This window comes from Rahnella sp. ChDrAdgB13 (genome assembly GCF_017655185.1).
GTDB lineage: Bacteria > Pseudomonadota > Gammaproteobacteria > Enterobacterales > Enterobacteriaceae > Rahnella > Rahnella contaminans.
Genome location: NZ_JAEMGT010000192.1, coordinates 1 through 4458 on the forward strand (window position 1 = coordinate 1; position 4458 = coordinate 4458).

5 protein-coding genes and 2 pseudogenes are annotated in these 4458 nt (G+C 47.2%); 4 read left to right on the top strand and 3 right to left on the bottom strand.

Annotated elements, in window-relative coordinates:
- Positions 1-163: 163 nt before the first annotated feature.
- Positions 164-802 carry a dTMP kinase gene (locus J8X26_RS26400; RefSeq protein ID WP_208952499.1) on the bottom strand — a complete coding sequence of 213 codons (639 nt, stop codon included), beginning with the start codon at positions 800-802 and terminating at the stop codon, positions 164-166.
- A gap of 287 nt (positions 803-1089) precedes the next feature.
- Between J8X26_RS26400 and J8X26_RS26405 the strand changes: the two are divergent.
- Positions 1090-1309: pseudogene (locus tag J8X26_RS26405) on the top strand (transposase); the annotation flags it as partial.
- A 54-nt stretch (positions 1310-1363) separates the two neighbouring features.
- On the opposite strand, the pseudogene J8X26_RS28015 reads toward J8X26_RS26405, so the two are convergent.
- Positions 1364-1483: pseudogene (locus J8X26_RS28015) on the bottom strand (alpha/beta hydrolase); the annotation flags it as partial.
- A gap of 39 nt (positions 1484-1522) precedes the next feature.
- Positions 1523-2392 carry a LysR family transcriptional regulator gene (locus J8X26_RS26410; protein ID WP_204902589.1) on the bottom strand — a complete coding sequence of 290 codons (870 nt, stop codon included), beginning with the start codon at positions 2390-2392 and terminating at the stop codon, positions 1523-1525.
- Positions 2393-2579: 187 nt separating this feature from the next.
- Here J8X26_RS26410 and J8X26_RS26415 point away from each other — a divergent pair, with 187 nt between their 5' ends.
- From J8X26_RS26415 to J8X26_RS26425, 3 genes are all read left to right on the top strand, one after another.
- Positions 2580-3161, top strand: coding sequence for an isochorismatase family protein (locus J8X26_RS26415; RefSeq protein WP_208952500.1), 582 nt, complete (start codon positions 2580-2582; stop codon positions 3159-3161).
- A gap of 81 nt (positions 3162-3242) precedes the next feature.
- On the top strand, positions 3243-3995 hold the full coding sequence (locus J8X26_RS26420; RefSeq protein ID WP_208952501.1) for a pirin family protein: 753 nt from the start codon (positions 3243-3245) through the stop codon (positions 3993-3995).
- A 267-nt stretch (positions 3996-4262) separates the two neighbouring features.
- Positions 4263-4403 carry a hypothetical protein gene (locus tag J8X26_RS26425; RefSeq protein ID WP_244370881.1) on the top strand — a complete coding sequence of 47 codons (141 nt, stop codon included), beginning with the start codon at positions 4263-4265 and terminating at the stop codon, positions 4401-4403.
- Positions 4404-4458 lie beyond the last annotated feature (55 nt).

Here is a 4458-nt window from a genome sequence, read left to right on the forward strand (position 1 = left end):
CAGAAAGGGAATTCAGGTTTAGCTTGTTTATTAGCCAGTTACTGGCGAAGGCGATCCCAGTCAGAGGAGCCATATTTAGAAAAGCCCGCTTAAGGAAACTTAAGCGGGCTTTTTGCTTTTGTGGAAACAGGTTGCCGTAATGACTGGCGCATACGCCGGAAGATCAGCACGCTAAACCGGTGCCGGCAGAACATCCAAGCGCGTTGTAAATCTCAACGATCACCTGCCTCGTTGCGTCTTCAATCGTTCCTTCATTACGGCATAAAACCCAGCCCTGACCGGCAATTTCCCGCTCGAACGCTTGAGTACAAGCGACATGTTCTTCCAGATTATGAATCACCGTACTACTCAGCCCACGCGTCCGCGCCGCGGCTCTCGCCCATGAAATATCCGGCGCAGTAACAACCCCGACATGCAGGTCTGGCGTTCTCACATTTCGTTCAATATTAAGCTGCAAAATCTCTGCGAATGGCACCATCCTGCGAAACGCGGCATCCGACGGGTACCAGCGATCCATCAAGATAATGCTGTCCGGTGGCTGTTTAGTCAGCACTTCCTGGGAAATCCATGCACGACTATCCGCAAAGCGCGCACAAACCTCCAATTCTAAATCCAGGGAGGGATTTCTTGCGAGCCGGTTAACGAGAGCCATTGTTTCCCCCCTGAAGGGATCACTTTTTTTCTCGCAAAGTCGGATTACCTTCTTGTTGTCTGCCCTGAGTACTTTCGTAATGGCTTCCAGCAGAGTGGTTTTACCGGTTCCCTTAGGCCCGTCCAGAGAAACAAACAGTTGTCGATTCATGCTTGTGAAGACGATTGATATGCGGTTTTTGTAAAACCTGAATCTGGCAAAAACATCTTATTTCCTTCGTATAAATAGCGGTCCACCCTGTCGTTCATCAACGATGAAGCAGATAAAGGGCTGTTATAAACAAACACTGATGAACATTCTGGCCATGATTCTAACTCATCCGTTTAAAAACGAGGATTAAAGCCGTCTGTGGTCATTGCACCTAGTTATGACCTGCGCGGTGTAGTTCATCGGAACTGTAGTGGTTTACTGAATTTGGCCACCTGAACAGAGGTGATATGCTCACCCCAGAACAACACAGGTGCTCCAATGAAAAGAAGAAATTTAGTCCTGAATTCAAACGCGCATCCTCTCAGTAGGTTGTCGACCAAAATTACACCGTCTTTGACGCTGCTGAGGGCTATGAAAGTTGGCCTTTCCACGATGACGAAATGGGTCAAACAACTGCGTGCTGAGCGTTAGGGTAAAACACCAAAATCTTCCCCGATAACTCCGGAATAAATCAAGATATGTGAGCCAAAGAAACTACATCGCATTAATAGTAAACAAAATATTAAACATGCTGATGATTGCAATCGATTTGAGCCGTTTGTCTGTCTCAGCACAAACGAATGAATACCCGCCCCTCCGCAAATACCCCAGCAGACCGATGGGGGAAGTATCAACCCCCGGTCACAGTGATGAGCATGACAGGAAGCAACACAAGGCGTGTCAGCCCACCTCCTCGCTCAGTTTCTCACGCATAAATTCAATAAACACCTGAGTTTTCGCGGGTAGCAGCCGTGTTTCAGTCAGAGCATAAATCGTGACCGCGTCCGCCTTCCATTCAGGCAATATCCGGGTCAATTTATTGTCCGCAACGTCTTCACCGACAATTTTGTCAGGTAAAATCGCGATGCCTGCTCCCATTGAGGCAAAACGACGCATCATACCAATGCTGTTCATCTGAAAGCGTCCGGAAATTTTAAGGCTAATCCGGCTTTCTTCGCGATGTAAGTGCCAGTAACCGGGCTTATCCTGCCGCATACCAATACATTCATGATCCGTCAGCTCATCTGGGTTACCCGGATTGCCATTCTGAACTAAATAGTCGGGGGACGCGTAAAGACTGCGCGAAAGCGACCCGAGCTTGCGCGCAATAAGTCCGGAATCGGGCAGACTCCCCATGCGAACAGCCAGATCATAGGGCTCCGATACCAAATCAACGTTTCTCGGCGTTAAGTCGAAATCGAAGCTGATACCAGGATAACAGTCTGAAAATTCTTTAATAAAGGGAGCAAGAATAATCACCGCAAAATCGGCCGGTAAAGAGACCCGCAGCATGCCCTGTGGCTGAGCCAGGAGAGAACCCAACTGTTCATGCGCCAGACGCGCTTCATCAATGATACGCCGGCTTCGTTCGTAATAAATCTGACCGGCTTCGGTCAGTTCAATCTTACGTGTCGTCCTGTGTAACAGCCTCAGGCCGATAAATTTTTCAAGCTCGTTTATTTTACGGGACAGCGTGGAATTAGGCATGCCGAGCGCCTCAGCAGCACCACGAAAACTGTGTGCTTTGACGACCTCGACAAAGTAAGACATATGGTTAAGTAGTTCCATGTTAATTGTGCCAATGATGGAATATTCAATTCTGATATTAGCTATTTATACCAAAAAGTAACAGGCTATACTTTAATCATTCGCAGGAGAAATGAATAAAACCCTGCCTTGATTCTGATAAAAGTTTCTATTTATCAGGTGTTTAACCATAACTTACAGGATAGATATCATGAGCTTTGAAAAATTCACCGCTGACAACGCTGCCATGCTGTTAATTGACCATCAGGTCGGCACTATGGGCTGGGCAAAATCTATGCCTTTTGAAGAGTTAAAACGTAATGCGCTGATGCTGGCCAAATCTGCTGCAATTCTGAATATGCCGGTGGTGCTGACCTCAAGCATGGAAGAGTATGCCCAGGGCCCGCTGGTTGAAGAACTGAAAACCATTCTGCCGGAAGAGTTTGAAGCACGAATCAAGCGCCTGGGCATCGTTAACGCCATGGACGATGAGAACTTTGCCGCCGCGGTTAAAGCCACCGGCAGAAAGAAACTGATTATTGCGGGTGTAACCAATGACGTCTGTACGGTATACCCGGCACTGACACTGGTTACAGCAGGCTTTGACGTGCAGGTCGTTGCTGACGCCGGTGCCTCGCCAACCAAAATGGCTGATGACATTGCGCTGCGCCGCATGGACAAAAATGGCATTACGCTCACCACAACCAACCAGCTGATTGCTGAGCTGGCAGGAAGCTGGGCAACACCTCAGGGCGAGAAACTGGTCCAGGTATTGATGGAGTCCTTCCAGTAATGAATGAGCCAGCAGGCTCGTGCGGAAGCGATTTTACGCCTTCCGTGTGAGTCTGCCCTCCCGGACAGGAGAGTAACGACAATGTTTAAAATTGAAAACAGCAGTAAACATCAACATGGTTCTGGCGGTTTCGGCATCGATATCCTCTGGCCGGGTATGGTGCAGAATTCATACGACAGCGGTATTGGTGCAATTGGTCGTATTGACCAGGCGAACGTAAAAGCGGGAACGGTAATTCCAATGCATCCTCATAAGGATGATGAAATTCTCACTTACATGCGTAAAGGCAGAATGCTGCATCTGGACACGGTCGGTAATGAGGAAGAGATTACTGATACCCGACTGATGCTCATGAACGCCGGACATACCTTCCAGCATGAGGAACGCATTCTGGGTGAAAAAGGTGAATCAATGCAATGTCTGCAGATTTTCATTCGCCCCTCAGAAACCAACCTGACACCTCAGGTGCAGTTTCATGATTTCGGCACGCCTTACAGTGACAATAACTGGCGGCTGATTGCCGGCCCTGAAAATGCGCCGTTAACTTTCCGTTCTCAGACGTGGATACAGGACACACGACTTGCTGGCGGTGGTGAGCTGACGCTACCGGCTGTTCCGAACGATAGCGTAGTGCGCCTGTTATATGTATTTGAGGGCGCGGCCCGAATTGGTGAAACTGCCCTTAGTACGGGTGAAAGCATCCTTATCGAAGACAACGAAGTTCACACTATCACCGCGATGGAAACCACTGATATGGTACTTTTCACTACTGACCCGGCTGCAAAAGTGTTTCGTGGCGGTATGTTCAGTGGAAACATGCGCCCGCGCCTGTAAGGGTGTTTCTAAAATATTACGGGCTGAACAGTATTCTTTCCAATTACCGGAGAAATACAATATTTTAATTTTTCAAAAAAACACGCCGGATGTTTTATCACCCTTTTATCGGGAATGTTTTTATATTAATTCGACATTATAAATAAAGTGTCTTTGAATTTATTTATATGTTTTGTCAGCGTGCTGAATATCTACATTATTGTTACTTTTTATTAATGCAGCATATTTCAACGACATAACTTATTATTAGGCCACAGGAAATTAAAAATGGATAAAATATTTACACCATTCAAACTCGGGAAATATATATTGAACAACCGTCTGGTGATGGCCCCAATGACCCGCAGCCGTGCAGAATATGACGGCACACCGGCTGACCTTGCGGTTGAATACGGCTTTGTTGAATAAATCGAACTTTTTGCCGTAATCAGGATCAGATCACCACATTCTCGATCCTGTAGCG

What these genes read in the sequence shown, in the direction of transcription:
- J8X26_RS26415 (WP_208952500.1), top strand. Translation starts at nt 2,580, where the DNA reads ATGAGCTTTGAAAAATTCACCGCTGACAACGCTGCCATGCTGTTAATT.
- J8X26_RS26400 (WP_208952499.1), bottom strand. Translation starts at nt 802, where the DNA reads ATGAATCGACAACTGTTTGTTTCTCTGGACGGGCCTAAGGGAACCGGT.
- J8X26_RS26425 (WP_244370881.1), top strand. Translation starts at nt 4,263, where the DNA reads ATGGATAAAATATTTACACCATTCAAACTCGGGAAATATATATTGAAC.
- J8X26_RS26410 (WP_204902589.1), bottom strand. Translation starts at nt 2,392, where the DNA reads ATGTCTTACTTTGTCGAGGTCGTCAAAGCACACAGTTTTCGTGGTGCT.
- J8X26_RS26420 (WP_208952501.1), top strand. Translation starts at nt 3,243, where the DNA reads ATGTTTAAAATTGAAAACAGCAGTAAACATCAACATGGTTCTGGCGGT.